Here is a 25,872-nt window from a genome sequence, read left to right on the forward strand (position 1 = left end):
CGGGGATGGCTGCGTTTGCGGCGATCCCCTCCATCCCGGTAAGCCGCGTCCATCTGGTTCAGCTGCGCGCGCATCTGCTGCTCACCGCGCGGATGCGGCTGCTGGTCATCGCCATCGCTTTCGCGCTGATCACGCTCGCCGCGCTGCTGCGGATCATCGCGCTCGGCTTTGTCGGCAGCGCGCCCGCGCGCACCAGCTTGCAGGAAGCCCTGCTGCCCCCGCGCGGCGAGATCACCGATCGCAACGGCGCGCCGCTCGCCCGCGCTTTTCCGGCCTATGCGCTGTGGTTCGATCCCAAGGCGATGGGCGATGCAGGATCGCCGCTGGTGCGCAGCCCCGAAGAGGTGGCGCGTTCGCTGAAGGCGATCTTCCCCGATATCGATGAAGCGCGCATGGCCCGCCGCCTCGCTTCGGGCCGCGCAGGCTATCTGCGCCGCCGCCTGCTGCCTGAAGAGGCCAACAAGGTCTTCGCGCTCGGCGAGATCGCGCTCGAAATCCCGAGCGAGGCCGACCGCTATTACCCGCAAGGCACGCTCGCCGCGCATGTGCTCGGCTATGTCGTCGAAGACGAGGGCGGCAAGATCGGCATGGAACAGGTGCTCGACAAGCAGCTCGGCGATCCCGACCTGCGCGCCCAGTCGGTTGCGCTGTCGATCGATGTGCGGGTGCAGGGCGCGCTCGAGGATGAGCTGCGCCGCGGGATGCTGGCGACCAACGCGCTGGGCGCTGCGGGCATTGTGCTCGATGTCGATACGGGTGAGGTGATGGCGCTGGCGAGCCTGCCGGAATTCGATCCCAACACAGCGGGCGCGGCAGGGGCCGTCAATGTCTTCAACCGCGCGACCAACGGGGTTTACGAACTCGGCTCGACCTTCAAGCCGCTGACCGTAGCCGCCGCGATCGATGCCGGTGTGGTGCGCGATCTTGGCCGGCAGTGGAACGCCGCGCCGGTGCCGGTCGGCAGCCGCACGATCAAGGATTCGCACGATCTGGGCGCAAGCCTCAACGTGCCGCAGGCGCTGGTGCATTCGTCCAACACCGTGACCGCGCGGATCGCCGATGAAATGGGCGCGGCACGCCTGCGCCGTGCGATGCTTGATCTGGGCATGGACCGCCGCCCCTTCATCGAACTGCCCGCGCGCGGCAAGCCGATCTTCCCCAAGGGGGATTGGAGCCGCGTTACCAACATGACCGTCGGCTTCGGACACGGCCTTGCGGTCACCCCGCTGCACCTCGCCAGCGCCTATGCGGCGATGGTCAATGGCGGCATCTGGCGTCCGGCAACGCTGATGAAGCTGCACCCCGCCGACGTGCCGCGCGGGCGGCGGGTGTTCAAGGAATCGACCTCCTCGCGGATGCGCCAGATGCTGCGCATGATCTCGCTCTACGGCACCGGCAAGAGCGCCGATGCCCCCGGTTACCGCGTTGGCGGCAAGACCGGATCGGCCGAAAAGGCGGGCGTGGGCGGCTACAACAAGACAGCGCTGGTGTCCTCCTTCGCCGCCGCCTTCCCGATGGATGCGCCGCGCTATGTCGTGGTGGTGGTGGTCGACGAGCCCAAGGGCACGATGGCTTCGAGCTTCCAGCGCACCGCCGCCTTCACCTCGGCCCCGATCGTCGGCAAGCTGGTGCCGCGCATCGGCCCGATGCTGGGCGTGCAGCCTGACGAGCGCCGCGATGTCGATATCTCGGACCTGCGCTATTTGGTGGGTGACGAGGAATGAGGCTGGCTGAACTGCTGTCCCACGCCGGACGCACGAGTGAGGGCGCAGGCGATGTCGCCGTAACCGGCTTTGCCATCGATCACCGCAAGGTCGCCCCCGGCACCGTGTTCGGCGCCTTTGCGGGCGTGAAGTTCAACGGCGAGGATTTCATTCCGGCCGCGATTGCAGCGGGCGCGGTGGCGATTGTTGCGCGGCCCGAAGCCAAGGTCGAGGGCGCGCTTCACATCGCTGACGCCAATCCGCGTCGGGCCTTCGCGCGGCTGGCGGCTGGCTTCTTTGCCCCCGTTCCCGCCACCATCGTCGCGGTGACAGGGACCAATGGCAAGACCTCCACGGTCGAGATGACCCGTCAGATCTGGCGCATGGCAGGCGAACGCGCGGCGAGCATCGGCACATTGGGCGTAACCACGCCTGACGGGTCGGTTTCGACCGGGCTGACCACGCCCGACATCGTCACTTTCCTTGCCAATATGAGCGGTCTTGCGCGCGAAGGCGTGACCCATGTCGCTTACGAGGCATCGAGCCACGGCCTTTCGCAATACCGCAACGAAGGCCTGACGGTGGCCGCCAGCGCCTTCACCAATTTCAGCCGCGATCACCTCGATTATCACGGCACGATGGAGGAATATTTCGCCGCCAAGATGCGGCTGTTCACCGAAGTCGTCGCGCCCGGAAGTCCGGCGGTGATCCACGATGCCGCTGACGGTTCGGAATGGACGGCCAAGGCTGTCGCGCAGGCCGAGGCGCGCAGGCTGAAGGTGATGACAGTGGGCGAAGGTGGCACCTTCCTCAAGCTGATCGCGCGCGAACCCGGACAGTTGGGGCAGCTTCTTCACATCGAATATGAAGGCGAGACCCGCAAAGTGAACCTGCCGCTGATCGGTGCCTATCAGGCGGCGAACGCGCTGGTTTCGGCGGGGCTTGCGATGGCGACGGGGGTTTCGGCCTCGGCTACCTTTGACGCACTCACCCGCCTCCAGCCGGTGCGCGGGCGGCTGGAACGTGCCGGGATCAATCAGGCCGGCGCGCCTGCCTATGTCGATTACGCCCACACGCCCGATGCGCTCGAAGCCGCGATTGCCGCGCTGCGCCCGCACGTGGCGGATGGTGGCCGTCTGATCGTAGTGTTCGGTGCGGGCGGCGACCGTGATGCGGGCAAGCGTCCGCAGATGGGCGCAGTCGCCGCGCGCGACGCCGATGTGGCGATCGTCACCGACGATAACCCCCGCAGCGAAGATCCCGCCGCCATCCGCGCCGCGATCATCGCCGGAGCGCCCGCGGGCGTCTTGCGCGATATCGGTGATCGCCGCGCTGCGATCGCTGCCGCAATTGGGGAAGCAGGGCCGCGCGACATTGTGCTGATCGCGGGGAAAGGCCACGAGCAGGGTCAAATAATCGGGTCTGGAGATAACATGCGTATCGAAGCTTTCGACGATGTCGAAGTCGCGCGCGAATGCGCCGGGGGTCAGTGCTGATGAACGCTCCCATGGCTCATCCCATGCTCCACGCCTGGCCTGTCACCGCGCGCGATGCGCTGCCGCAGGCGCTGTGGACCGCAGCCGAGATCGCCGCGGCCACCGGCGGCACCGCCAGCCACGATTTTGCAGCGTCCGGCGTCGAGATGGATTCGCGCGATGTGAAGCCGGGCGATATCTTCGTTGCCCTGAAGGGCGAGGCGATGGACGGCCACAAGTTCATCGCATCCGCGTTTGAAAAGGGTGCTGTGGCGGCAATCGTCGATCGCCCGGTCGATGTCCCGCACGTGCTGGTCAAGGACACCACGCAGGCGCTCCACGATCTGGCCCACGCCGCGCGCGACCGTGCGGTGGAGGCGGTGCGGATCGGCATCACCGGATCGGTCGGCAAGACCGGCGTCAAGGAAGCGATCTTCGCCTGTCTCGACCGTGCCAGTCGCGGCGCAGGCCACCGCTCGGTGCGCAGCTACAACAACCATGTCGGCGTGCCGCTGAGCCTTGCGCGGATGCCCGCGCGCACCAAGTTCGGCGTGTTCGAGATGGGCATGAACCACCAGGGCGAAATCGCGCCGCTTTCCGCCCACGCCCGCCCGCACGTCGCGCTGATCACCACCATTGCGCCCGCGCATATCGAGAACCTCGGCAGCCTTGAGGCGATTGCGGATGAGAAGTCGCAGATCTTCACCGGTCTCGTGCCCGGCGGGGTGGCAATCATTCCGGCGGACAGCGAATGGGCTGACCGGATGATCGGCCATGCCAAGGCCTGCGGAGCCAAGGTCGTGACCTTCGGCCGCGCCAGCAACGCCGATGTGCGCCTGCTCGATGCGATCCCGGCGGCGGGGGGCGGCTCGCTCGTCACCGCCGACCTCGGCGATATCCGCGTCTGCTATACCATTGCCGAACCGGGCGAACACTGGATCGCCAATTCGCTGGGCGTGATCGCGGCCGTGCGCGCGGCGGGCGGCGATCTGGCGAGTGCCGGCCTTGCGCTGGCCGAAATGGGCGGCCTCAAGGGTCGCGGCGCGCGGCATACGTTGACGGTTGCCGATGGCACCGCGCTGCTGATCGATGAAAGCTACAATGCCAACCCCGCCTCGATGCGCGCTACGCTGAAGGCGCTGCGCCAGACCGATGCCACCCGCCGCATTGCGGTGCTCGGCAGCATGAAGGAACTGGGCGACTTTTCCGATGCTTTCCACCGCCAGCTGGCCGAGCCGCTGGCCGAGGCCGGTGTCAGCTACGCGATCCTCGTCGGCGAGGAGATGCGCGCGCTCGCCGAGGAACTGGGGAAAGAGACCGGCGGCGCGCTTGGCAAGGGGCTTGCCTTCACGCATTGCCAAAACCCTGCCGAAGCAATCGCGGCGCTCGGGCAATTCGGCCTTGCGCGCGGCGATGCGGTGCTGGTCAAGGGGTCCAATTCGGTCGGGTTGGGCAAGCTGGTGTCACACTTTACCGAAGATGCCCGGGACGCTGGCTGACGCCGCAGGCGACGGGCGCCAAAGGACGACTTAATGCTTTATCTGCTTGCCGAGTGGCTGGGCTTCGAGGGCATCCTCAATCTGGTGCGATACCAGAGCTTCCGCGCCGGTGCGACGCTGATGACAGCGCTGCTGATCGGCCTGCTGATCGGCCCACGCTTCATCAACCTGCTGCGCGTGCGCCAGGGCAAGGGCCAGCCGATCCGTGAAGACGGGCCGCAGTCGCACCTCGCCAAGCGCGGCACACCGACGATGGGCGGCTTGTTGATCCTCGCCGCGCTAACGCTGTCGCTGCTGATCTGGATGGACCTGTCGAACCCGTTTGTCTGGGCTTGCCTTGCTGTGACGATCGGCTTCGGAATCATCGGCTTCCTCGACGATTATGACAAGGTGTCGAAGAACAGCCATGCCGGGGTGCCTGCAAAGGTGCGGCTGCTGGGCGAATTCGTGGTCGCAGGTCTCGCCGCGTGGCTGATCGTCAGCCAGATCAACACCAACCTTTACCTGCCCTTCCTGTCGGGTGTGAGCATCCCGCTGGGGCCGGCCTATTACGTGTTCGCCGCCTTCATCATCGTCGGGTTTGGCAATGCGGTGAACCTGACCGACGGGCTGGATGGACTTGCGATCATGCCGGTGATCATCGCGGCGGGCACCTTCGCGATCATCGCCTATCTGGTCGGACGCGCGGATTTCAGCACTTACCTCGGTATCCCGCACGTGCCGGGCGCAGGCGAGCTGGCGATTTTCTGTGCCGCGATCATGGGCGGCGGGCTGGCCTTCCTGTGGTTCAATGCGCCGCCCGCAGCTGTGTTCATGGGCGACACCGGCTCGCTGGCTCTCGGCGGAGCGCTCGGCGCGATTGCGGTCGCCAGCCATCACGAAATCGTGCTGCTGATCGTGGGCGGGCTGTTCGTGGCCGAAACCGCCAGCGTCATGATCCAGGTGTTCTGGTTCAAGCGCACCGGCCGCCGGGTGTTCCGCATGGCCCCGATCCACCACCACTTCGAACAGCTCGGCTGGAGCGAGAGCAAGGTGGTGATCCGGTTCTGGATCATCGCCATCGTCCTCGCGCTGATCGGCCTTTCGACGCTCAAGCTGCGCTAGAGGTGGCTGCGCGGTGATCACCTCCCCCGCCTTCGCCCGCCAGAAATACGCGGTGCTCGGTCTCGCCCGGTCGGGTGCGGCTGCGGCCGAGGCGCTGCTGGCGAGCGGGGCGGAGGTGATTGCGTGGGACCGGCAGGATGTCGCCCGTGCGCCGTTCGAAGGCCGTTGCCGGCTGATCGATCCGCTGGAGCTCGATCTCACCGGCTTTGCGGGCGTGGTGGTGTCGCCCGGCGTGCCGCTCAACACCCATCCGATCGGCCCGCACGTGTGGCAATATGGCCTGCCAGTGATCGGCGATATCGAGCTGTTCGCCAAGGCGCGCGCCAGCCTGCCGCCGCACCGCGTCGTCGGGATCACCGGCACCAACGGCAAATCGACCACCACCGCGCTCACCCACCACATCCTCAAGATGGCGGGCGTGCCGAGCCTGATGGGCGGGAATATCGGCGATCCGATCATGGCGCAGGAGCCGCTGCCTGAAGGCGGGGTCTATGTGCTCGAACTGTCGAGCTTCCAGATCGATCTGACCTTTTCGCTCGATTGCGATATCGCCGCGCTCACAAACATCACCCCCGATCACCTTGACCGCTACGCCGGGTTCGAAGCCTATGCCGCGTCGAAGGAACGGCTGTTCCAGATGCAGGCGACCGGCACGGCGCTGATCTGCGACGAGGATGAACCGACCAGCGCCATCGCCTCGGGGCTGGAGACGGCGGGCAAGCCGCTGGTGCGGGTGCGGAGCAGCGATCTGGCCGCTGCCGGGCTGGATGCGGGGCGCTCGCCCTCGCTCGCCGGGCCGCACAATGCCCAGAACGCCGCTGTCGCCACCGCGATCTGCCGCCAGCTCGGGCTGACCGACGCGCAGATTGCCGAGGGGCTCGCCACCTATCCCGGCCTGCCGCACCGCATGGAGCGCGTGTGCGAGGCCAAGGGCGTCGTCTATATCAACGACAGCAAGGCGACCAATGCCGCCTCGGCCGCGCCGGCGCTCGCCGCATTCCCGCCCGATCCGGCGATCAACGCGGGTGCGCCGCGCATCCACTGGATCGTCGGCGGGCTGCCCAAGGAAGACGGCCTTGGCGCTTGTGGCGACCACCTCGGCAATGTCGCGGCGGCCTACACCGTGGGCGAGGCCGGGCCGATGTTTGCCGATCTGCTCGACGGGCAGGTCAAGGTCGAACGCTGCGAGCTGATCAGCGAGGCGGTGCGCCGCGCCGAGGAGGCCGCGCGTCCCGGCGAGGTGGTGCTGCTGTCGCCCGCCTGCGCCAGCTATGACCAGTTCCGCGATTACGAAAAGCGCGGCCACCACTTCCGCCAGATGGTGGGCGTGATCACCGGCTGCGAGACCTGCACCGATGACAGCGCAGGCCGGAGCATCCTGCCATGAGCACGCCCGCCTATCCCCCCGCCACGCGCGGCCGGGCGAGCTATCTCCCGCCCGCACCGATGCAGCGCCGCTGGCGCGAGCTGCTGAGGGTGTGGTGGCGCGAGCTCGACAAGGGCCTGCTGCTGCTGATCGGCCTCTTGATGGCGATCGGCACGATGGCGGTTGCCGCGGCCTCGCCCGCGAGCGCCGACCAGCTTTCCACCGCGCGCGTCACGCTCGACGAATTCATGTTCCTGAAGCGCCATCTGGTGTTCCAGCTGATGGGGCTGGGGCTGATGATCGGGCTTTCGTTCGCCAGCCGCGATCAGGCGCGGCGGATCGGCATTCTGGTCGGCGCGGTGATGCTGGCGCTGCTGTTCGTGGTGCCGATTATCGGCGAGGAAAAGAACGGCGCGCGGCGCTGGATCAATGTCGGCATGTCGCTCCAGCCGTCGGAATTCCTCAAGCCAGGCTTTGCGATCATCTGCGCTTGGATGCTGAGCTGGCGGCTGCGCGATCCCCACCTGCCGGTGCTGTGGTACGTGACCGGTCTGTTTTTCCTGATCGCGGGCCTGCTGATGCTGCAACCCAACCTTGGGGATGCGATCCTGTTCGGCGGGATCTGGCTGGTGATGGTGCTGCTGGCGGGCGTGCCGTGGCAGCGGATTGCGGTGCTGCTCGGCGGCGGCGCAGGGCTGCTCGCGCTCGCCTATGTGTTCTATGACAATGCCCGCCACCGGATCGACGGGTTTTTGGGCGGCGGCACCGCCTTCGATCAGGTCGACCTCGCCCAGCGCACGCTGCTGGCGGGCGGATGGACGGGCAGCGGCCTGTGGCTCGGCATCCGCAAGATGAACCTGCCCGAAGCGCACACCGATTACATCTTCTCGGTGATCGGCGAGGAGTTCGGCTTGATCGCCTGCGGCCTGATCGTGGTGCTCTATTGCGCGCTGGTGGTGCGTGCGCTGATGCGCATGGTGAACGAGGACAACCTCTTCGCACTGCTCGCCAGCGCGGGGCTCATCACCCAGTTCGGCGGTCAGGCCTTCATCAACATCCTTGTGAACCTCAAGCTGTTCCCGTCCAAGGGGATGACGCTGCCGCTGATTTCCTATGGCGGTTCATCGACACTGGCGGTGTGCTTCACGCTTGGGCTATTGCTGGCGATCACCCGGCGCAATCCGTTTCTCGCCCGTGAGGCGGGGGGCTTGCGCGAGCTGATCGAACGCAAGGAGGAACGTCCATGACCAGCGAGACCCGCGCTCCCTTGCCCTCCGGTGCAACGCGCCACTTCGTGCTGGCCGCAGGGGGCACCGGCGGACACCTGATCCCGGCCTTCGCGCTGGCGGCAGAGCTGCACCAGCGCGGCCATCATGTCGCGCTGATCACCGATGAACGCGGCGCGGCGATCCCCGGCAAGCCTGACTATCTGACCGCCCACGTGCTGCCCGCCGGACGGTTCGGCAAGAACCCGCTGGGCTGGCCCGCAGGGGTGCGCGCGGTGCTGCAAGGCCGCGCGATGGCGCTGCGCCTGTTTGACGCGTTCGAGCCTTCGGCGGTGATCGGCTTTGGCGGCTATCCCGCGCTGCCCGCGCTGCTGGCGGCGACTTCGGCCGGTCTGCCGAGCGTGATCCACGAACAGAATGCGGTGCTGGGCCGCGTCAACCGCCTGCTGGCAGGGCGGGTCGATGCGATCGCGACTTCCTATGACCGGGTCGACCGGCTCGATCCCAAGCACGCCGCCAAGGTCCATCTGGTCGGCAATCCGGTGCGCGCCGAGGTGCTGGCCCTGCGCGAACAGGATTTCCCCGCCTTCACCGAAGAAAGCCTGCTGCGCATCCTTGTGACCGGCGGGTCGCAAGGTGCGCGCGTGCTGTCCGAAGTGGTGCCCGATGGCCTCGCCATGCTCCCGCCCGCGCTACGCCAGCGCTTGCAGGTGACCCAGCAATGCCGCCCGGAAGACCTTGAGGCCGTGCGCGCACGCTATGCCAACCACGATATCCCCGCTGAACTCGGCACCTATTTCGAGGATATGCACGAACGCCTCGCCGACGCGCATCTGTTCATCGGCCGTGCGGGCGCTTCCACGATTGCCGAGCTGACCGCCGTGGGCCGCCCTGCGATCCTCGTGCCGCTGCCGATTGCGACCGATGATCACCAGGCCTTCAACACCCGCGAGATGGTGAAGGCGGGCGGTGCGCGCATGATCCGGCAGGACGCGTTCCAGCCCAAGGAGCTCGCCAAGCAGATTCAGGCGATGGCGATGAACCCGCAGAGCCTCGCCAATGCCGCGCATTGCGCGTTCAATTGCGGGCGGCCCGACGCGGCCAGGGATCTCGCCGATCTGGTCGAGAGCATGGGCGGGATCGATCTGATGGACGTGATCCGCGTCGGCGAGGTCGCGCCTGCGGCCACCGCCAGCGCGCGGGTGGCGACGGGCACGGCGCGCAAGGCGGCAAAGGACAGCATCGAACAATGAAGGGCGTCGGAACCGACATCGGCATCATCCATTTCGTCGGCATCGGCGGGATCGGCATGTCGGGCATCGCCGAGGTGATGCACAACCTCGGCTATCAGGTGCAGGGTTCGGATATCTCCGAAGGCCCCAGCGTCGAGCGGCTGCGCGCGCGCGGCATCACCGTGCACATCGGCCACATGAAGGAAAACGTCGAAGGCGTGGCGGTGGTCGTCACTTCGACCGCAGTGCGCCGCACCAATCCCGAAGTCGCCGCCGCGCTGGAAGCCCGCGTCCCCGTGGTGCGCCGCGCCGAGATGCTGGCCGAGCTGATGCGGTTGAAGTCGACCGTTGCGGTCGCTGGCACGCACGGCAAGACCACGACGACTAGCATGATCGCCACCCTGCTCGATGCGGGCGGGATCGATCCGACCGTCATCAACGGCGGGATCATCGAGCAATATGGCTCCAACGCCCGCCTCGGCGATAGCGACTGGATGGTCGTGGAGGCCGACGAGAGCGACGGCAGCTTCCTGCGATTGGACGGCACCATCGCGGTCGTCACCAACATCGATCCCGAACACCTTGATCACTACGGCGATTTCGACGGGGTGAAGAAAGCCTTCGTGGAGTTCATCCACAATGTGCCCTTCTACGGCGCGGCGGTGCTCTGCGTCGATCACCCCGAAGTGCAGGCGGTGATCGGCCAGGTGCGCGATCGCAAGGTCGTGACCTACGGCTTCTCGCTTCAGGCCGATATCTGCGGGGTCAATGTCCACAGCAATGCGGGCGGGAACACCTTCGATGTGATCGTGCGTCAGCGGGGGCTGGAAGATCGCCGGATCGAGGGCGTGCACCTGCCGATGCCGGGCCGCCATAACGTCCAGAACGCGCTCGCGGCGATTGCGGTCGCAATCGAGATGGGCTGTTCGGACGAGGTGATCCGCACCGGCTTTGCCCGCTTCGGCGGCGTGCGGCGGCGCTTCACCCGCGTCGGCTCGGTCGATCTGCCGGGCGGCAGCGCCACGATTATCGACGATTACGCCCACCACCCGGTCGAAATCCGCGCCGTATTGGCTGCGGCGCGCGAGGCGGTGGCGGGCACTGAAGGCCGCGTCATCGCGGTCGCCCAGCCGCACCGCTATTCGCGCCTCAACGATCTGATGAACGAATTCCAGTCGTGCTTCGATGATGCCGACATCGCCTATGTCGCGCCCGTCTATCCGGCGGGCGAGGAGCCGCTGCCCGGCGTCGATCACGCTGCGCTGGTGGCGGGGATGAAGGCTCGCGGACACCGCGCCGCGCGCGAGATTGCCGGGGCCGATGCGCTCGCCATGACGCTTGCGAACGAGATCGGCGCGGGTGACATCGTGGTGTGCCTTGGCGCGGGCGATATCACGCGCTGGGCCGCCGGGCTCGCGCCTGCCATCGCCGACAAGCGGGGCGCGGCATGAACCAGCCGGGCGATACCTATATTTATGACGACGGCTCGGCCCCGACCTGCGCGGTCGACGGGGCTGTGTCCTCGCCCGTGCCGCTCGACGGCATTCGCGGCAAGCTGACCTGCAAGGCGCCGCTCGCGCCCTATACCTGGTTCAAGACCGGCGGGCCGGCCGACTGGCTGTTCGAACCGGCCGACATGGACGACCTCAAGACTTTCCTCGAACGGCTCGGCGGGGAAATCCCGGTGATGGCGCTCGGCCTCGGCTCGAACATGATCGTGCGCGATGGCGGCGTTCCCGGCGTGGTGGTGCGGCTCGGCAAGAGCTTCGCCAAAGTCGAGCACACGGGCGAGCTGGAGCTGACCTGCGGCGGCGGGGCGAGCGGAATTCTGGTCGCCTCGACCGCGCGCGACCTCGGCATCGCGGGCCTCGAATTCCTGCGCGGCATTCCCGGCACGGTCGGCGGCTTCGTGCGCATGAACGGCGGCGCTTACGGGCGCGAGGTGGCCGATGTTCTGGTCGATTGCGCGGTGATCCTGCACGATGGCAGCTTCATCACGCTGAACGCGGCGGAACTCGAATATTCCTACCGCCACTCGGCCCTGCCAGAGGGCGCGATTGTGGTGTCGGCCCGGTTCCACGGCCGCCCCGGCGAGCCTGCGGACATTGGCGCGGAGATGGATCGCATCGCCGCCGCGCGTGAAGCCAGCCAGCCGCTGCGCACCAAGACCGGTGGTTCGACCTTCAAGAACCCCGAGGGCCACAAGGCGTGGCAGTTGGTCGACCAAGCCGGATGCCGCGGCCTTACGCTGGGCGGCGCGCAGGTCAGCGAAAAGCACACCAACTTCCTCATCAACACCGGCACCGCCACCAGCGCCGATATCGAAGGGCTGGGCGAGCTGGTCCGCGACAAGGTCTACGCCGCGACGGGCGTAAGCCTCGAATGGGAGATTCAGAGAGTGGGACGTCCGTGAGCTTCGACAAACCCCTCCACGTCGCCGTCCTGATGGGCGGCTGGGCGAATGAACGTCCGGTCTCGCTGACCAGCGGCGCGGGTGTGGCGGACGCGCTGGAGAGCAAGGGCCACCGCGTCACCCGCATCGACATGGGCCGCGATGTTGCCCAGCGGCTTGCCGAGGCGAAGCCCGACGTGGTGTTCAATGCGCTCCACGGCGTTCCCGGCGAGGACGGGACGGTGCAGGGCATGCTCGACCTGATGGGCCTTGCCTATACCCATTCGGGCCTCGCCACCTCGGTGATCGCGATCGACAAGCAGCTGACCAAGCAGGCGCTGGTGCCGCACGGCATCCCCATGCCCGGCGGGCGGATCGTGACGCGCGAGGAACTCTACGAGCGCGACCCGCTGCCGCGCCCCTATGTGCTCAAGCCCGTCAATGAAGGCTCCTCGGTCGGCGTTGCGATCGTCACGGCGGACAGCAATGTCGGCAACCCGATTTCTCCGGACGCGCGCGGGCCGTGGCAGGAGTTTGCCGAACTGCTCGCCGAACCCTTCATCAAGGGCCGCGAACTGACCGCCGCCGTGCTCGATGGCCCCGATGGGCCGCGGGCATTGGGCGTGACCGAACTCGTCGTCGCCAACGGCTTCTACGATTACGAGAACAAGTACACCGCCGGGCGGACGGAGCACATCTTCCCCGCCAAGCTGCCGCCCGAAATCACCGCGCTGTGCGAACAATATGCGGTGAAAGCGCACCAGGTGCTCGGCTGCCACGGCACCAGCCGCACCGATTTCCGCTGGGACGAGGAAGCGGGCGAGGACGGCTTGTTCGTGCTCGAAACCAACACCCAGCCGGGGATGACCCCGCTCAGTCTCGTGCCCGAACAGGCAGCGGGCTGCGGCATTCCCTATGCCGATCTGGTCGAATTGCTGGTGGCCGAGGCGCTCAGGGTGCACGCGATGAAGCAACGCAAGGGAGGCGGCGATGGCGCAGCAGATCCGGCGTAGCGGCGCCACCGGCGTTCGCCGCGCGGCCAAGGCACAGAGCCGCGCCGTGACTGCCCGCCGTGCGCGCGGTCAGGCGAGCGGGTTCATCGACACGGTGATGGGCGTGCTGCCCTTCACAGAGGAGCAGTGGAGCCGCATCTGGCTCGCCATGATCATCGGCGCAGGCGTGGGCATTGCCTTCATCATCGCCAATCTCGCCGGGCTGCCCGCGCTGGCCCATGCGCAGGTTTCGGCGATCGCCGCCGATGCCGGGTTCGAGGTGCGCAATGTGCGCGTCACCGGCACGTCGCGGATGGACGAACAGCAGGTCTATGCCCGCGTGCTTGGCCAGCGCCAGCGCGCCATGCCCGAGGTCGACGTCGCGCAGCTGCGCGCTGAGCTGAAGACTCTGCCGTGGGTCAAGGACGCGCGCGTTTCGATCCAGCTGCCGCACACGCTGGCGATCGATATTGTCGAACGCAAGCCCCATGCGGTGCTCGAAAAGCCCGACCGGCTGATGCTGATCGATGCCGACGGGGTGGAGCTCGAACCGGTCGCCGCGGCCAAGGCCAAGGGCCTGCTGCGGCTGGCGGGGCCGGGGGCCAGCAAGCAGACCCGCAATCTGGAAACCCTGCTCGCCGCCGCGCCCGCGCTCGGCCCGCAGGTCGAAGCCGCCGAATGGGTCGGTAACCGCCGCTGGAACCTGACCTTCAAGACCGGCCAGTTGCTCGCGCTGCCCGAAGGCGATGTGCCCGCCGCAAGCGCGCTGGTGAAGTTTGCGCGGCTTGATGGGCAGAACCGCCTGCTCGGCGGCAAGGTGCTGGCCTTCGATATGCGCTCGCCCCCGCGCCTGTATATGCGCCTGCCCGAAGGCGTGCGCGAAGCGCCCGCCATCGCCGGCACCACCGGAGGGATGGAATAATGGCCTCGCGCGCCGCTGCTTCGCGCCGCCTTGCCCGCACCTATGCGGCGGTCAATGTCGGCAGCTTCCGCATTTCGGCGATGATCATGGGCGAGACCGAGACCGGCGAATTGCAGGTGCTGGGCAGCGGTCACCGCGCGAGCGCCGGGATCAAGCGCGGCTATGTCACCGATATGGCCGCAGCCACCTTTGCGATCCGCGACGCGGTGGAACGGGCCGAGAAAAGCGCCAATTCCTCGGTGCGTTCGGTGTGGATCGCCTGCGCGGGCGCGGGGCTCGCCAGCAATGTCGTCTCGGTCGATATCGAAATCGGCGGGCGGCGGATCGAGGACGAGGATGTCGAGCAGCTGCTGATCCACGCGCGCGAGATGATCCAGCCCGATGGCCGCACCGTGCTCCACGCGCAGCCGGCGCACTACACTCTGGATGGCGCCCACGGGGTCGCCAATCCGCGCGGGCTCCATGCCGAACGGCTCGGGGTCGATATCCATGTGATGCTGGCCGATGGCGCGCCGGTCAGGAACCTCACCGAAGCGGTGCAGAACGCGCACCTTGAAGTCGAAGGCGTGGTCGCCGCGCCGCTGGCGGCAGGGCATGCCTGCCTTTCGGTCGAGGAGCGCGAGCTAGGCGTGGCACTGGTCGAGATCGGCGCGGATGTCACCAATGTCGCGGTTTTCGCGGGCGGGATGCTGCTCGGCCTGCGTGCCGTACCGATGGGATCGGCCGATATCACCGATGCAATCGCCAGCAGCTTCGGCATCCGCCGCTCGCAGGCCGAGCGGCTCAAATGCGTGGCGGGCTCGGCGATTGCCAGCAAGGCCGATCACCGCGAGCTGATCCCGGTCAACGGGCCCGGCGATGGCCCCGGCGATGTTGCGGCTGACGGCACGGCGCCGCCGCCCGTCGGGCCACTCGCGCGCGGGGCGGACGACAAGAACCGCATCGTGCGCGCCGAACTGGTTTCGGTGGTCACGCAGCAGCTCGGCATTCTCACAACCGAGATCGGCAAGGCGCTGAAGGCGATGGGTTTTCACGGCCCGCGCGCAGGTCAGGTGGTGCTCACCGGCGGCGGCGCGGAACTGGCCGGGATGGCCGAATTCATGCAGGGCGCGCTGGGGCAGGCGGTGCGGCTCGGGCGTCCGCCGCAGCTGACCGGAATGCCCGAGGCGCACCACGCCCCCGGCTTTGCGACGCTGGCGGGCCTGTGCCTCTATGCCGCCGAAGACCCGGTCGATATCCGCGCCGTGGGCGCGGGGCGGGGCGGGGTCTATAGCGGCCTGATCGAACAGAGCGGAGTGACGGCGCTGGCCCAGCGGCTGTTTCGCGCCCTGAAGGAGTATTTCTGAGCGGCTGGTCACTGTGGATAAGGACTTTGCCGCTATAAAATGTGCCACGCGATTGTGTCACTAAGGACGTAATCGGCGAATTAGGGTAAGATTTCTGGCCACCCGCGCCTGGAGGATAAGCTGATGAGCATCAATATCGGACCTGCCGCAGCCGACGATCTGCGTCCGCGCATCACCGTCATCGGGATCGGCGGGGCCGGCGGCAACGCGATCGCCAACATGATCGAGGCCGAGATCGAGGGCGTCGAGTTCATCGTCGCCAATACCGATGCGCAGGCGCTGGCTACCTCGCCCGCGGAAAAGCGCATCCAGCTCGGGCCGGACATTACCGGCGGCTTGGGTGCCGGCGCGCGGCCCGAAGTGGGCAAGGCGGCTGCTGAAGAAACCGTACTCGAGATCGAAAAGGCGCTCGAAGGCGTCAACATGTGCTTCATCGCGGCCGGGATGGGCGGCGGCACCGGCACGGGTGCAGCGCCCGTGATTGCCGAAGCCGCGCGCCGCATGGGCGTGCTGACGGTGGGCGTGGTGACCAAGCCGTTCCTGTTCGAAGGTACGCGCCGGATGCGCGCCGCCGAAGCCGGGATCGCCGAGCTCCAGAATCACGTCGATACGCTGATCGTCATTCCCAACCAGAACCTGTTCCTGGTGGCGAAGGCCGAAACCACCTTCAAGGAAGCCTTCCAGCTTGCTGACGAAGTGCTCCAGCAGGGCGTGCGTTCGATCACCGACCTGATGGTCATGCCGGGCCTCATCAATCTCGACTTTGCCGACGTGCGTTCGGTGATGAGCGAGATGGGCAAGGCGATGATGGGTACCGGCGAAGGCGAGGGCGAGAACCGCGCGCTTGAAGCCGCCGAACAGGCGATTGCCAACCCGCTGCTCGACGGCGTCAGCATGGCGGGCGCGAAGGGCGTCATCATCTCGATCATCGGCGGCGACGACATGCGCCTGCTCGAAGTCGACGAAGCCGCGAACCACATCCGCGAGCTGGTCGACGAAGATGCCAACATCATCTGGGGCAGCGCCTTCAATCCCGATCTCAAGGGCAAGATCCGCGTTTCGGTGGTCGCCACCGGGATCGAACAGAGCGCGGTCGGTAACGCCGAACGCCCGCAGCCGGTCTCGCTCGGCCTGTCGCGCGCGCCCAAGCGTCCGGTGCTCGAACTGTCGGACGATGCCGGGATGGAAGAAATGCCCGCCTTCGAGGCCGAGCCGGAGCCCGCGCCGCAGCCTGCTGCGCCAGCCTTCGAGCTGACTCCGCCCGAACCGGCGGCAACCACAGGCTACGAGGACGACGCGCTCGAACTGGAAGCAGAAGCCGAGGAATATGGTGCGGCCGAGCCGTTCGAGTTGAGCGGGATGCAGGCCACCGACGAAGACGGCGAAGAGTATGATGACGATGTCGATGGCATCGTCGATCCGCTCGCCGGACTGCGCGGGGCCGAGGATGACGGTTATGGCTACGGCGCTCCGGCGACCGGCTATGGCGCCGAACCGGCAGCCGCGCCCGAAGCGGACGATGCGCTCGACCTTGGCGAGGAATATGCCTCTTACGGCGATACCGGCCCTGCGCAGGACGATCTTCTCGCCAGCGCTGATCGGCTTGCGGCCGATGATCGCCCGGTCGAAGCGCGGCTGGGCGGCGGACGCCGGCGCGGCATTCTCGGCGGCGGTGATGGTGACAGCGGCGAAGCCGCGGGCGGCACCGGCGGCGGAGGCGCGCCCTCGGGCGGAAGCACGCTGTTCGAACGCATGGCCAACCTGTCGCGCAGCACCGCGCGCGAGGAAGAAGACGATGATGACGGCGACGGTGGCCCGGCGCTCAGCATCCCGCGCTTCCTCGGTCGCCAGAACAACCAGTAACCTCCTCGCGGCGCCGCCGCCTTGGCGGTCCGGCGCGGCGTTGGTGCGCTTTGCCGCAAGCAGCCGGTCGGCCTCTGGCGGCCCGCGTCCGGCGCAGGAAAGATAGGCTGATGAAAACTTCGCTGCTTGCCTGTGTGCCTTCGGCGCTGGCGGTGCTTGTCGCCACCGGCGGCGTTGCTCCGGCGGCGGCGCAGGATGTCGTTTCCCAGCCGGTGGTGCAGGCGCTCCCCTCGCCCGAAGTCCAGCGATTGAACCGTGCGCTGGTAGCGCTCGCCAAGACCCCGCGCGACCGGGACGCCCTGCTCGAAGCGGGCAATGCGGCAATGGGGGTGGATGATTTGGAAGCCGCGATCGGCTTCTTCGGGCGGGCTGCGGATATCGATCCCAACCATCCCGGCGTCGCGCTCGGGCTGGGGCAGGTCTATCTGCGTTCGGGCCGCGCGGGCGAGGCGCTGGTGCAGTTCGAGCGCGCACTGCAAGCGGGCGTGCCGGAGCGTGATGTGCTCGCCGATCAAGGCCTTTCGCTCGATCTGGTGGGCGAACAGGCTTCCGCCCAGACGGCCTATCGCCGCCTGCTGGAGCTTGACCCCGCGCAAGACGAAGCGCGCCGCCGCCTCGCGATCAGCTATGCGATTTCGGGCAACCGCGCGAAGTTCGAAGAAACCCTGCGCCCGCTGCTCGACCGGCGGGATATGGCCGCGCAGCGCTCGCGCGCCTTCGGCCTTGCGATCCTCGGCGAAAGCGACCGCGCGGCGGCGATTGTCGAACAGGTGATGCCGCGCGATCTGGCGACGCGGTTGGTGCCCTATTTCGGCTATATGCCGCGCCTCACCAAGCCGCAGCAGGCTGCCGCCGCCAATCTCGGCCTGTTCCCGCGCGCGGCCGATATCGGGCGCGACGATCCGCGACTGGCGCGGCTGGCACAGGAAGAGCGTGCCGGTAGCAAGTTGGCGCCATCGGGCCTGCCGCTCGATGTGCGGACCAAGCCGCCCTCGACGCTGGCCGATCTGGTGCCGCCCAAGCCGGCGACTCCGGCAACGCCTGCCCCCAAGCCAACCCCGACTCCCGCGCCGACGCCGACCCCGCCCGCGCCGAAGCCGGCTCCGGTGCAGGTCGCCAGTGCAGCGCCGCCCCCGGTGGTTACGGCAGCGCCGCCCTCCGCACCCGCACCCGCACCTGCACCCGCTCCGGCACGGCCCGCGCGCGTCGCCGATGCTTTCGCCGATCTCAGCACCGACGCGCTGCCCGCTGCCAATGTGCGCGGCGATGCTGTCGATATCAGCCGCATCACCATCAAGCGCGAGGCCCCGCCGCCACCGCCAGAGAAGGCCAAGCCCAAGGAGCCGCCCAAGCCCGTCCACCCCAGCCGCATCTGGGTGCAGGTGGCGACCGGCAAGAACCTGAAGGCGCTCGGCACCGACTGGAAGCGGATATCGAAGGAAGGCGGCGCGCCGCTCGCCAAGCTGAAGCCGCACACCACCCGCTGGGGCGAAGCGAACCGCCTGCTGGCCGGCCCGGTCGACAGCCGCGACAAGGCGCAGGCACTGGTGCGCGAGCTCAAGAGCAAGGGCGTTGACAGCTTCCTTTACGTCAGCCCCGAAGGCGAAGAAATTCAGCCGGTTAAATAGACTGGGCGCGCTCTCCCCCACTTTCTTTGCACAGGCTTTGCACAGGTCTGTCCGGTTCTCCCCAGCCGCTCATCCGGCCCGCATTGCCAAGCGCCTTGCTCCCCGTTCAAACGTGCCCCGGATGGTGCACAAGTGCCTGTCCCAAGCGAAAGACGGCCGATGAGAGTGAGCGACATGGACTATTCCGCCGAGGACGATGCCGCCCCCGTCGAAATGCTCGCCAGCCTGTTCGCGGCGCGCGGCTGGCCGTGCGAGATGGTCTCGGACGATGAAATGAGCGGCGAGGTGCAGGGCAGCTGGGCCAATTACCAGCTGCGCGCGATCTGGCGGGCGGAAGATTCGGTGCTCCAGTTCCTGTGCCTGCCCGATATCCGCGTGACCGATGACAAGCGCACCGCAGCCTACGAATTGCTGTGCCTGGTCAACGAACAGATGTGGCTGGGGCATTTCGATATCTGGTCGAACGGCGATGTGCTGCTCTACCGCCACGGTGCGCTTTTGGGCGATGACGGGCGGCTGAGCCTGTCGCAGGCGCAGGCGCTGGTCGAATGTGCGATCGACGAATGCGACCGCTTCTACCCCGCATTCCAGTTCGTGCTGTGGGGCGGCAAGAGCCCGCGCGCGGCGCTGGAAGCGGCAATGGTTGACGCGGCGGGCGAGGCCTGAGAGCCTGCGCCTCGGCATGATCAACCACCTTCTCATCATCGGCTGCGGCAACATGGGCGGGGCGATGCTCGCCGGGTGGCTCGCGGCCGGGGTCGATCCGGCGCGCATCAGCGTGCTCGATCCCGCGCTGCCGCAAGCACCCGCAGGCGTGACGCTCTATCGCAGCGCCGACGCCGCAGCGGAGGCCGGGCATGACGCTGTGCTGCTCGGGTTCAAGCCGCAGCAGCTTGGCGCGCTGGGGCCGGGCCTTCAGGGCCTGACGGGGAGCGGGGTGAGCGTGTTCTCGCTGCTCGCCGGGATTACGCTCGATCAGCTGGCCGCAGCCTTTCCGCAGGCGCGCGCGCATGTGCGGGTGATGCCCAACCTGGCCGCTGCGATCCGTAAGTCGCCGGTGATCCTCGCCGAGCGCGGCCTTGGCGGCGAGGCGGAGCGCGCTGGCGTGTTTGCGCTGTTCGACCAGCTCGGCAGTGCGGTGTGGCTGGAGGACGAGGCGCAGTTCGATCTCGTCACCGCGCTCGCCGGATCGGGGCCGGGCTTCGTCTACCGCTTCATCGATGCGCTGGCAGGCGCGGCCACGGATCTGGGGCTGGATGCCGCCACTGCCGCCCGTCTGGCGCTCGCGACGGTCGAGGGCGCAGCGGCGCTGGCGGCGGCGGCGGATGTTGGCCCCGCCACGCTCGCTGACCGCGTCGCCAGCCCCGGCGGCATGACCCGCGAGGGGCTCAACGTGCTCGACAACGGCGATGCCTTGCGCGCCTTGCTGACCGCAACCCTTCGCGCCACGCGCGACAAGGGCGCGGCGCTTTCAAAGGGCGCTTAAGATTAACGGCCGTTAAGCTGAACAGATTGCGCGCTTTGCAATCCGGTTTCGCTTGAAATGCCCCGATGAAACACCGATATTCGCACCCATGGAGAGCGCGGGCGTTTCCGCGCTCCGATGTGGAAAGGCTAAGGGTTTCACAATGGCTGACTGGAATGACTCCTCGCGCAACGCGCAGCGGTTTGGCTCCGTGCCCCGCGCCGGAGGCGATGTCGCCGGCCGGGTGAGCTATGACGAGGGCCTGCGCAAGCACATGCTCTCGATCTACAACTACATGAGCTCGGGCGTGCTGCTGACCGGGATTGTTGCGCTGCTGGCCTTCACCAGCGGTTTGGCCGCGACGATCTTCACCGGCGGTATCCTGCGCTGGATCGTGGCGCTGTCGCCGCTCGCCATCGTGATGGCGATGAGCTTCGGCGCCAACCGCTTCAGCACTGCCACGCTGCAGGCGATGTTCTGGGGTTTCGCGACCCTGATGGGCCTGTCGCTCTCGTCGGTGTTCCTGATCTACACCGGCGGTTCGATTGCCACGACCTTCTTCGCCACCGCGGCGGCCTTCGCCGGCCTGTCGTTGTGGGGCTACACCACCAAGAAGAGCCTGTCGGGCATGGGCAGCTTCCTGATCATGGGCGTGATCGGGCTGATCGTAGCCTCGATCATCAACATTTTCCTGCAGTCGCCCGGGTTCCATTATGCGATCAGCTTCATCGGCGTGCTCATCTTCGCCGGTCTGACCGCCTATGACACCCAGCGCCTGAAGGAAGAATATACCTACCTGCGCGGCACCGAGTTTGCCGGCAAGGCCGTGATCCTTGGTGCGCTGTCGCTGTATCTGGACTTCATCAACATGTTCCAGTTCCTGCTCAGCTTCCTCGGCAACCGCGAGTAAGCCCGCGGGGCAACCCGCGATACGTGCATGAATTGAGATGCCCGGAGCCCCACCACAGGCTTCGGGCATTTTCTTTATCGCAACGCCGCGCTAACCACGGCGCTTAAGATAAAATAAAGGATATGGCGGCGAGAACCGGGGCGCGGCCCGGGACTGGCCGCTTAAGCTAGAGAGGTCGAACACACCATGAGCGCGGTATCGCACACGCTTTCCACCCCGCAACCGCTCGGCACGCGCGGATCGCGCACGCGGTCGCTGCTCACGGCCAGCGTGCTGGTTGCCGGAAGCCTTGCGCTGGCGGCCTGCGGGGCATCGGCCCCCAAGCCCAAGGTTGCCTCGGTCCCCAAGGCGCCGTCGGCGCCAGTGGTCGAAACCGTCCCCTATCGCCCCGTGCCGCCGGGCGGCGCGCATTACGTGATGGATATTCCCGGTCGCGGCGCGGACGGGCGCTGGCTGACGGTCAATACCGCTCTCACCGATGACCAGCTGGTCTGGAACCTGCGTTCGGCCTGGAACGTCGCGGCGCTCAACTGCCTCTCGCCCGAATACCAGCCGATCCTCGATGGCTACAAGGCGTTCCTCAATCGCAACGTTTCCTCGCTCAAGGGCGTGAATGACCGGCTCGAGCGCAGCTACAACAGCCGTTTCAAGGCGCGGCGCGATGCGATCGTGGCGCGCGATGGCTACACCACCAAGGTCTACAACTTCTTCTCGCTGCCGCCGGCCCGTTCGGGCTTTTGCAACGCCGCGCTCGACATGTCGAAGCGCGCGCTGGCCTCTCCGCCGAAGGACCCGCTGGCCTTTGCCCGCGCCAATTTCGACGGGCTGCTCGCGCCGTTCGACCAGTTCTTCACCGAATACGAAGCCTATCAGGTGGCCTCGGCTGAATGGGACGCGAAGTACGGCGCCAAGTATGGCCCGTCGCAACCCGGCTGGGTGGCGGTGCAGCAGGCGCGTTCGGGCACGACGACCGCCGCACGCTGAGCGGCGCGCCGCCTGCTGGCAGGCCTCGGCGCGGACAAAATCTGCGTTGCAAGCGCCGGTTGTTCTCGCTAATGCGCGCGCTCGCCTGCTCCCCGAGAGGGACCCATGCGGGCCGAAAAGCTGGAACGGGGCCGTAGCTCAGATGGGAGAGCGCGTCGTTCGCAATGACGAGGTCAGGGGTTCGATCCCCCTCGGCTCCACCAGTTTTCTTTTTTGTTTTCGCCCTCAGACGCCGGGCGGCGGACGTCCGTCCGCCTTGGCTTTCCTCGCATAAGCTCGGGCGGCCGTTCGGCCTTGCGGCGCTTCGCGCCGTTACAGTCCTATCAATCTAGCTTTGCTGGACGCCCCTTGTCGTCAGTTTCGCCTGACGCTAAGCGTTTCCCCGCGTTTCGGTAACGGGAATGCGGTTCGATTCCGCAGCTGTCCCTGCAACTGTAAGCGGTGAGTGTGGAGTGCGCTCCCTTTTCGAAGGGCAGCCACTGGGGGTCTTCGGGCCACCCGGGAAGGTGAGCATCCCATGCGTTGACCCGCGAGCCAGGAGACCGACCGGGGCGTGTCGCTCTTTGCTTGGTTCAGGGGTTGGCCAGGCGCGGAACAAGACTTTCGTTGTGAGCGACATCGCCGGGCTGTGAGGGATGGGATCCCCTCTCAGCCCCCATGTTGCCGATGACGGGAGGAATCCGTGAAGAATTTTGCATTTTTGAGCAGCGTCGCAGGAGCGGCGCTGGTGTGGGCCGTGCCTGCGTGGGCGCAGGATAACAGCTACGAGAACGACGCGGGCGAGCCGCTCTATGACGGTAGCTACGAAAGAGCTCTGGAAGACGACATCGGCGCGGGTCGCCAACGTATCCTCGTCTCCGCCAGCCGTGATACGGCTCTGGAGCGTGATGACTACACCGGCTCGTCGCTGGTCATAACCGCCGAGGAACTCGAAGACCGCCAGACCCGCGATATCGCCGATGTGCTGCGCGATGTGCCGGGCGTGGCGGTGGCGGGCATCCCCGGCCAGACCCAGATCCGCCTGCGCGGCGCCGAAGCCAACCACGTGCTCATCCTGGTCGACGGGATCGAGGTTTCCGATCCCTTCGCCGGCGAGTTCGATATCGGCACGCTGCAAGCCGATATCGGCGCGCGTCTGGAGGTGCTGCGCGGGCCGCAATCGGCGCTCTATGGCCCCGATGCGATCGGCGGGGTGATCGCCTATGAAACCGCGAGCGGCGCGGCCCGCGATGGCTTCGGCGCGCGGATCGAAGGCGGCACGCAAGGGACCGTCAACGGCGCAGCGCGCTACGGGGCAAATGGCGACGGATGGGACGCGGCACTCTCTGCCGTCGTGGTCAGCACTGATGGTCAGCCCAACGCACGCGGCGGCACCCGCGACATCGGACGCGACAGCTACACGCTGGCGGGCAAGGGCAGCGTCAATGCGAGCGACAATCTCACCCTGCGCGCGGCTGCCCGTTTCATCCGCACCGAAGGCCAGTTCAACGACAGCGACTTCGACTTCACCAGCCCGACCTTCGGCTTTACCATCGACAGCCCCGGCACGCGCTACACCAACGAGGCCTTCTATGCGCTGGTGGGTGCCAAGCTCGACACGCTGGACGGGCGCTGGACGCATGACCTGTCGGCCCAGATCGCGGATGTGACGCGCGACGGCTTTACCGCCTTCGGGCGCGCGTCGGGCAGCGAGGGTGACCGCTTCAAGGCGTCCTATGTCAGCGGCTTCAAGCTGGCGGACGAACACAACCTGACCTTCGCCGCAGACTGGGAGCAGGAAGGCTTCCGCAACACCACCCCGGGCGGCTTTGCCTTTACCGGCCGGCGCGAGATCGAGCAGGTCGGGCTGGTGGGCGAATATCGCTACGCCGCCGAGGCGTTCGATGTCTCCGCCGCGATCCGTCACGACATGAATGACTTGTTCCGCGATGCGACCACCTTCCGCGTGGGCGCAGGCTACCGCGTCACCGACACCACCCGCCTGCGCGCCGCCGCAGGATCGGGTGTCAAGAACCCCGGCTTCTTCGAGCTCTACGGCTTTGTCGACGGGCGCTTCATCGGCAATGCGGCGCTGCGGCCTGAGAAGTCGACCGGGTGGGAAGTCGGGATCGATCAGGACCTCGGCACTGCCGCGCGCGTTTCGCTGACATATTTCGACAGCGAGCTGGAGGGCGAGATCTTCACGACCTTCCCGCCCCCGACCTTCATCGCCACTCCCGCCAACCGCACCACGGAAAGCCGGCAGCGCGGGGTCGAGGTTTCGCTCGCGGCAAGGCTGGCCGATCACTGGACCCTCGATGCGGCCTATTCCTACCTCGATGCAGAGGAGAACGGGGTGGAGGAAGTGCGCCGCCCGAACCACATTGCCAGCGCCGCGCTGACCTGGGCCGCGCCGGATGATGCGGCCTCGGCCACGCTGGTGGTGCGTTATAACGGCGAGACCCCCGACGTCGCCTTCACCGACCCCAGCTTCGTGCCGGTGCGGGTGAGCCTCGATGACTACACGCTGGTCAACTTCAACGCCCGCGTGCGGCTGACCGACGGCATCAACGCCTTCGCCCGGATGGAGAACATCCTCGGCGAGGACTACGAACAGGTGTTCAGCTTTGTCTCGCCGGGGCGCTCGGCGGCGGTAGGGATTGAAGCGAGGTTCTAACCAATCCTCGCTTTTGGGAGAGGAAATGCATAAGGGGCACCCATGCATTTCCTCGACCAAGCCAAGATCTATGTGAAGTCCGGCGGAGGCGGCCCTGGGGCTGTCTCGTTCCGCCGCGAAAAATATGTCGAATACGGCGGCCCCGACGGCGGTGACGGCGGACGCGGCGGCGACATCGTGTTCGAAGCCGTGGCCGGCCTCAACACGCTGATCGACTTCCGCTATTCGCAGCACTTCAAGGCCCCGCGCGGCGGGCACGGCATGGGCAAGGACCGCACCGGCGCCTCGGCCAAGCCGCTCGTCATCAAGGTGCCGGTCGGCACGCAGATCCTTTCCGAAGACAAGGAAGAGGTGCTCGCGGACTTCACCGAAGTCGGCCAGCGCGTGACCTTCCTCGAAGGCGGGATGGGCGGGCGCGGCAACGCCAGCTACAAAACCTCGACCAACCGCGCCCCGCGCCAGCATCAGCCGGGCATCCCCGGCGAGGAAATGTGGGTGTGGCTGCGGCTGAAGCTGCTGGCGGACGTGGGCCTTGTCGGCCTGCCCAATGCCGGCAAGTCGACCTTCATCAACGCGGTCAGCAACGCGCAGGCCAAGGTCGGCGATTATGCCTTCACCACGCTGGTGCCCAAGCTGGGCGTGGTGCGCCACAAGGGCCGCGAATTCGTGCTGGCCGACATTCCCGGCCTGATCGAAGGCGCGGCGGAAGGCGTGGGCATTGGCGACCGCTTCCTCGGCCATATCGAGCGCTGCCGCGTGCTGATCCACCTGATCGACATCACCGGCACCGAAGATGCCGATCCGGTGGAAGCCATGCGGATCGTCGAGGACGAGCTGGCGGCCTATGGCGCGGGTCTCGAGGACAAGGCGCGGCTGGTGGTGCTCAACAAGCTCGATCTCGCCGATGCCGAGCTGGTCGAAGGCTTCCGCGAGGAGCTGCTGGCGGCGGGGGCCGACAAGGTGTTCGCCGTGTCCGGTGCGACCGGCGCAGGGATTCCCGAATTGCTCGATGCCGTGCTCGCCTACCTGCCCGCGTCCACCTCGACCGAGACCAAGGCGGTTGAAATCGAGGACGAGGACGGCGCCAGCGAGTGGTCGCCGATCTGATC

The 25,872-nt window shown here is 67.2% G+C and carries 20 protein-coding genes, 1 tRNA gene and 1 riboswitch; all 21 genes read left to right on the forward strand.

Annotated elements, in window-relative coordinates:
* The first annotated feature begins 5 nt into the window (after nucleotides 1–5).
* The 21 genes from BG023_RS06320 to cgtA all read left to right on the forward strand — a co-directional run bounded on the left by BG023_RS06320 (nucleotide 6) and on the right by cgtA (nucleotide 25,870).
* Complete coding sequence (locus BG023_RS06320; RefSeq protein WP_069309705.1) at nucleotides 6–1,724, forward strand: peptidoglycan D,D-transpeptidase FtsI family protein; 1,719 nt, start codon at nucleotides 6–8, stop codon at nucleotides 1,722–1,724.
* A complete protein-coding gene (locus BG023_RS06325) occupies nucleotides 1,721–3,199 on the forward strand; it encodes a UDP-N-acetylmuramoyl-L-alanyl-D-glutamate--2,6-diaminopimelate ligase (protein WP_069309706.1) in 1,479 nt (492 codons plus the stop codon). Before BG023_RS06320 ends, BG023_RS06325 begins: the two co-directional genes overlap by 4 nt.
* Nucleotides 3,200–3,210: 11 nt before the next feature.
* Nucleotides 3,211–4,677 carry a UDP-N-acetylmuramoyl-tripeptide--D-alanyl-D-alanine ligase gene (locus tag BG023_RS06330; RefSeq protein WP_233993090.1) on the forward strand — a complete coding sequence of 489 codons (1,467 nt, stop codon included), beginning with the start codon at nucleotides 3,211–3,213 and terminating at the stop codon, nucleotides 4,675–4,677.
* Nucleotides 4,678–4,710: 33 nt separating this feature from the next.
* A complete protein-coding gene (gene mraY, locus BG023_RS06335) occupies nucleotides 4,711–5,781 on the forward strand; it encodes a phospho-N-acetylmuramoyl-pentapeptide-transferase (protein WP_069309707.1) in 1,071 nt (356 codons plus the stop codon).
* 13 nt (nucleotides 5,782–5,794) lie between these two features.
* Nucleotides 5,795–7,168: a UDP-N-acetylmuramoyl-L-alanine--D-glutamate ligase gene (gene murD, locus BG023_RS06340; RefSeq protein ID WP_069309708.1), complete on the forward strand. Its 1,374-nt coding sequence runs from the start codon at nucleotides 5,795–5,797 to the stop codon at nucleotides 7,166–7,168.
* Nucleotides 7,165–8,394 (forward strand): FtsW/RodA/SpoVE family cell cycle protein, encoded by a 1,230-nt coding sequence (locus BG023_RS06345; protein ID WP_069309709.1) that lies wholly within the window; start codon nucleotides 7,165–7,167, stop codon nucleotides 8,392–8,394. The genes murD and BG023_RS06345 overlap by 4 nt, the downstream gene beginning before the upstream one ends.
* Nucleotides 8,391–9,626: an undecaprenyldiphospho-muramoylpentapeptide beta-N-acetylglucosaminyltransferase gene (gene murG / locus BG023_RS06350; RefSeq protein ID WP_069309710.1), complete on the forward strand. Its 1,236-nt coding sequence runs from the start codon at nucleotides 8,391–8,393 to the stop codon at nucleotides 9,624–9,626. Before BG023_RS06345 ends, murG begins: the two co-directional genes overlap by 4 nt.
* Nucleotides 9,623–11,056 (forward strand): UDP-N-acetylmuramate--L-alanine ligase, encoded by a 1,434-nt coding sequence (gene murC / locus BG023_RS06355; protein WP_069309711.1) that lies wholly within the window; start codon nucleotides 9,623–9,625, stop codon nucleotides 11,054–11,056. The genes murG and murC overlap by 4 nt, the downstream gene beginning before the upstream one ends.
* Complete coding sequence (gene murB / locus BG023_RS06360; RefSeq protein WP_233993091.1) at nucleotides 11,053–12,018, forward strand: UDP-N-acetylmuramate dehydrogenase; 966 nt, start codon at nucleotides 11,053–11,055, stop codon at nucleotides 12,016–12,018. The genes murC and murB overlap by 4 nt, the downstream gene beginning before the upstream one ends.
* Nucleotides 11,988–13,010 carry a D-alanine--D-alanine ligase gene (locus BG023_RS06365; protein WP_069309712.1) on the forward strand — a complete coding sequence of 341 codons (1,023 nt, stop codon included), beginning with the start codon at nucleotides 11,988–11,990 and terminating at the stop codon, nucleotides 13,008–13,010. Before murB ends, BG023_RS06365 begins: the two co-directional genes overlap by 31 nt.
* Nucleotides 12,988–13,911 (forward strand): cell division protein FtsQ/DivIB, encoded by a 924-nt coding sequence (locus BG023_RS06370; protein WP_069309713.1) that lies wholly within the window; start codon nucleotides 12,988–12,990, stop codon nucleotides 13,909–13,911. Before BG023_RS06365 ends, BG023_RS06370 begins: the two co-directional genes overlap by 23 nt.
* Nucleotides 13,911–15,257, forward strand: coding sequence for a cell division protein FtsA (gene ftsA / locus BG023_RS06375; RefSeq protein ID WP_069309714.1), 1,347 nt, complete (start codon nucleotides 13,911–13,913; stop codon nucleotides 15,255–15,257). The genes BG023_RS06370 and ftsA overlap by 1 nt, the downstream gene beginning before the upstream one ends.
* Nucleotides 15,258–15,380: 123 nt before the next feature.
* Nucleotides 15,381–17,120: a cell division protein FtsZ gene (gene ftsZ, locus BG023_RS06380; protein WP_069309715.1), complete on the forward strand. Its 1,740-nt coding sequence runs from the start codon at nucleotides 15,381–15,383 to the stop codon at nucleotides 17,118–17,120.
* Between the two features lie 110 nt (nucleotides 17,121–17,230).
* The gene (locus BG023_RS06385; protein ID WP_069309716.1) at nucleotides 17,231–18,748 is read left to right on the forward strand and encodes an SPOR domain-containing protein; all 1,518 of its coding nucleotides are present in this window, start codon (nucleotides 17,231–17,233) and stop codon (nucleotides 18,746–18,748) included.
* 174 nt (nucleotides 18,749–18,922) lie between these two features.
* Nucleotides 18,923–19,414: a YbjN domain-containing protein gene (locus tag BG023_RS06390; protein WP_083234587.1), complete on the forward strand. Its 492-nt coding sequence runs from the start codon at nucleotides 18,923–18,925 to the stop codon at nucleotides 19,412–19,414.
* 16 nt (nucleotides 19,415–19,430) lie between these two features.
* Nucleotides 19,431–20,234 carry a pyrroline-5-carboxylate reductase gene (proC, locus tag BG023_RS06395; protein WP_069309718.1) on the forward strand — a complete coding sequence of 268 codons (804 nt, stop codon included), beginning with the start codon at nucleotides 19,431–19,433 and terminating at the stop codon, nucleotides 20,232–20,234.
* A gap of 142 nt (nucleotides 20,235–20,376) precedes the next feature.
* The gene (locus BG023_RS06400) at nucleotides 20,377–21,123 is read left to right on the forward strand and encodes a Bax inhibitor-1/YccA family protein (RefSeq protein WP_069309719.1); all 747 of its coding nucleotides are present in this window, start codon (nucleotides 20,377–20,379) and stop codon (nucleotides 21,121–21,123) included.
* A gap of 186 nt (nucleotides 21,124–21,309) precedes the next feature.
* Nucleotides 21,310–22,107 carry a hypothetical protein gene (locus BG023_RS06405; protein WP_083234588.1) on the forward strand — a complete coding sequence of 266 codons (798 nt, stop codon included), beginning with the start codon at nucleotides 21,310–21,312 and terminating at the stop codon, nucleotides 22,105–22,107.
* A 127-nt stretch (nucleotides 22,108–22,234) separates the two neighbouring features.
* Nucleotides 22,235–22,310: transfer RNA gene (locus tag BG023_RS06410), tRNA-Ala, on the forward strand.
* 170 nt (nucleotides 22,311–22,480) lie between these two features.
* Nucleotides 22,481–22,672, forward strand: a riboswitch (cobalamin riboswitch).
* 117 nt (nucleotides 22,673–22,789) lie between these two features.
* Nucleotides 22,790–24,763: a TonB-dependent receptor plug domain-containing protein gene (locus BG023_RS06415; protein ID WP_069309720.1), complete on the forward strand. Its 1,974-nt coding sequence runs from the start codon at nucleotides 22,790–22,792 to the stop codon at nucleotides 24,761–24,763.
* A 42-nt stretch (nucleotides 24,764–24,805) separates the two neighbouring features.
* Nucleotides 24,806–25,870 (forward strand): Obg family GTPase CgtA, encoded by a 1,065-nt coding sequence (gene cgtA / locus BG023_RS06420; protein ID WP_069309721.1) that lies wholly within the window; start codon nucleotides 24,806–24,808, stop codon nucleotides 25,868–25,870.
* Nucleotides 25,871–25,872 lie beyond the last annotated feature (2 nt).

The sequence above is a fragment of the Porphyrobacter sp. LM 6 genome (genome assembly GCF_001720465.1).
GTDB lineage: Bacteria > Pseudomonadota > Alphaproteobacteria > Sphingomonadales > Sphingomonadaceae > Erythrobacter.

Coding starts and splice junctions, on each gene's coding strand:
- BG023_RS06320 (WP_069309705.1), top strand. CDS start 6: ATGGCTGCGTTTGCGGCGATCCCCTCCATCCCGGTAAGCCGCGTCCAT.
- BG023_RS06325 (WP_069309706.1), top strand. CDS start 1,721: ATGAGGCTGGCTGAACTGCTGTCCCACGCCGGACGCACGAGTGAGGGC.
- BG023_RS06330 (WP_233993090.1), top strand. CDS start 3,211: ATGGCTCATCCCATGCTCCACGCCTGGCCTGTCACCGCGCGCGATGCG.
- mraY (WP_069309707.1), top strand. CDS start 4,711: ATGCTTTATCTGCTTGCCGAGTGGCTGGGCTTCGAGGGCATCCTCAAT.
- BG023_RS06345 (WP_069309709.1), top strand. CDS start 7,165: ATGAGCACGCCCGCCTATCCCCCCGCCACGCGCGGCCGGGCGAGCTAT.
- murG (WP_069309710.1), top strand. CDS start 8,391: ATGACCAGCGAGACCCGCGCTCCCTTGCCCTCCGGTGCAACGCGCCAC.
- murC (WP_069309711.1), top strand. CDS start 9,623: ATGAAGGGCGTCGGAACCGACATCGGCATCATCCATTTCGTCGGCATC.
- murB (WP_233993091.1), top strand. CDS start 11,053: ATGAACCAGCCGGGCGATACCTATATTTATGACGACGGCTCGGCCCCG.
- BG023_RS06365 (WP_069309712.1), top strand. CDS start 11,988: ATGGGAGATTCAGAGAGTGGGACGTCCGTGAGCTTCGACAAACCCCTC.
- BG023_RS06370 (WP_069309713.1), top strand. CDS start 12,988: ATGGCGCAGCAGATCCGGCGTAGCGGCGCCACCGGCGTTCGCCGCGCG.
- ftsA (WP_069309714.1), top strand. CDS start 13,911: ATGGCCTCGCGCGCCGCTGCTTCGCGCCGCCTTGCCCGCACCTATGCG.
- ftsZ (WP_069309715.1), top strand. CDS start 15,381: ATGAGCATCAATATCGGACCTGCCGCAGCCGACGATCTGCGTCCGCGC.
- BG023_RS06385 (WP_069309716.1), top strand. CDS start 17,231: ATGAAAACTTCGCTGCTTGCCTGTGTGCCTTCGGCGCTGGCGGTGCTT.
- BG023_RS06390 (WP_083234587.1), top strand. CDS start 18,923: ATGGACTATTCCGCCGAGGACGATGCCGCCCCCGTCGAAATGCTCGCC.
- proC (WP_069309718.1), top strand. CDS start 19,431: ATGATCAACCACCTTCTCATCATCGGCTGCGGCAACATGGGCGGGGCG.
- BG023_RS06400 (WP_069309719.1), top strand. CDS start 20,377: ATGGCTGACTGGAATGACTCCTCGCGCAACGCGCAGCGGTTTGGCTCC.
- BG023_RS06405 (WP_083234588.1), top strand. CDS start 21,310: ATGAGCGCGGTATCGCACACGCTTTCCACCCCGCAACCGCTCGGCACG.
- cgtA (WP_069309721.1), top strand. CDS start 24,806: ATGCATTTCCTCGACCAAGCCAAGATCTATGTGAAGTCCGGCGGAGGC.